Source organism: Mesorhizobium sp. M5C.F.Ca.IN.020.32.2.1, assembly GCF_004023105.1.
GTDB classification, from domain to species: Bacteria; Pseudomonadota; Alphaproteobacteria; order Rhizobiales; family Rhizobiaceae; genus Mesorhizobium; species Mesorhizobium wenxiniae.
In genome coordinates, this window is sequence record NZ_RZSX01001128.1 from 1 (window position 1) to 1,698 (window position 1,698).

The following is a 1,698-nucleotide window of genomic DNA, read 5'->3' on the forward strand; positions in this document are numbered from 1 at the left end:
CTCCGTTACCTTGCCGGACGGCCAGGCGCTGACCGTCCCGGTTGCCGCCGGTGCAAGCAAATCTGGCGACGAGCTGCTGCTCGGCATGCGGCCGGAACATCTCCGCATCTCGGCCAACGGACAATTCAAGGGGCGAGCCGTGCTGGCGGAGCGGCTTGGCAGCCTGACCATCCTGCATGTCGAGGTCGCGCCCGAGGTCACGCTGGTGGTGCAGGCGGAAGGTGGCGACAGGACGCCGTTGCACAGCCCGATCGCGCTCGACATCTCGCCATCGGCTTGCCACCTGTTTCGCACCGATGGTCCGGCGCTGGCGTCTCTCTGCAATCGGCGTGAGCCGTGGGCTCATAGTTTGAAACCAGAGAACTGACGACGCCGCGGATCGAGCCTGCTTCGACCCCTACAGTGTCGATTTCTGCTGCATCGCAGCACATCAAAAACCGCTGCACACCATTTTAAAACTTGACGCATGTCAAATTTTTCTAAAACATACGATAATTCTGGCTTGGCCAGCGCTCTGGGAGGAGAAATGCCTGACACGGAAAATGGCCCGGAACGGGTCTTGAAGCAGCGAGCTGCACGGCAATCGCCGATCGGTCGGCTGTCTGCCATCGCAAGCGCCGGGCCGGCCTTCGTCGCGCCCTGCACAGCCATTCCGTTCGCCGAACGGGTTAATTGCGACACAACCAACATTTAGGAGGAGGAAGAAGCATGCGTATGTTCAATGGCCTGGCGCTTGGCGCAGGTCTGTTTGCAACCATCGTCTCCATGCCCACCCAGGCCCAAGACGCGGCGAAAGTCGCGGCCATCGTCAAGGGTCTCGACAACCCCTTCTTCCAGTACATGCAGAAGGGCATCGAGGAGCAAGCCGAGGCCGATGGCGTCGGCGTTACCGTGCAGGCGGCCGCCAATATGGGCGACGCAACCGGGCAGGCGGACCGGCTGACCGCCATGGCCATGCAGGATTTCGACTGCTACCTGGTCAACCCGATCAGCGTCTCCAACCTAGTGCAGGCGCTGGTGCCGGTCGCGCAGAAGAACAAGCCGATCGTCAACATCGACAGCACCATCGACGCCGAGCAGGCCAAGGCCGCCGGCTTCACCATCTCGACCTATATCGGCACAGACAACGTCGCCGCCGGCGTGCTGGCAGGCGAGGAGATGCTGAAGCTGGTTCCTGCAGGCTCCAAGGTTGCACTGGTGGCCGGCATCGTCGGCGATGTCGGCAGCAATGCCCGCATCAAGGGTTTCAAGCAGGCTGTCGAAGGCAAGCTCGACGTCGTAGTGATGGTGAGCGCCGACTGGGACCGTGAGAAGGCCTTGACCGCCGCGACCGACATCCTGGCCGCGCATCCCGATCTCGCCGGCTTCTTCGCCGCCAACGACATCATGGCGCTCGGCGTCCAGCGCGCCGTGCAGACATCGGGCAAGGACGTCAAGGTGATCGGCCTCGACGGCATCGTCGACGCGCTGAAATCGGTCGCGGCCGGCGAACTCGCTGCGACCGTCGCCCAATATCCCTATGTCGTCGGCGCCATGGGCGTGGAAGCTTGCGCCGCGGCAGCCAAGGGCAAGGAACTGCCCGCCAACGTGCCGGCGCCGGTTCTGTTGATCAACAAGGACAATGCGGAAGCCTCGCTGAAGAACTTCCCGCGCCCCGGCGGAGACTATCCCGATCCCTTCCGCGAGATGTTGCAGCAG

The 1,698-nt window shown here is 63.0% G+C and carries 2 protein-coding genes; both read left to right on the forward strand.

All coding sequences use genetic code 11. The features are described from left to right. On the forward strand, positions 1 to 367 hold a 367-nt coding region (locus EOA86_RS33570; protein WP_128345467.1), incomplete at its 5' end, for a TOBE domain-containing protein. 341 nt (positions 368 to 708) lie between these two features. Next, the coding region (locus tag EOA86_RS33575; protein ID WP_128345469.1) for a substrate-binding domain-containing protein at positions 709 to 1,698 on the forward strand (990 nt) is incomplete at its 3' end.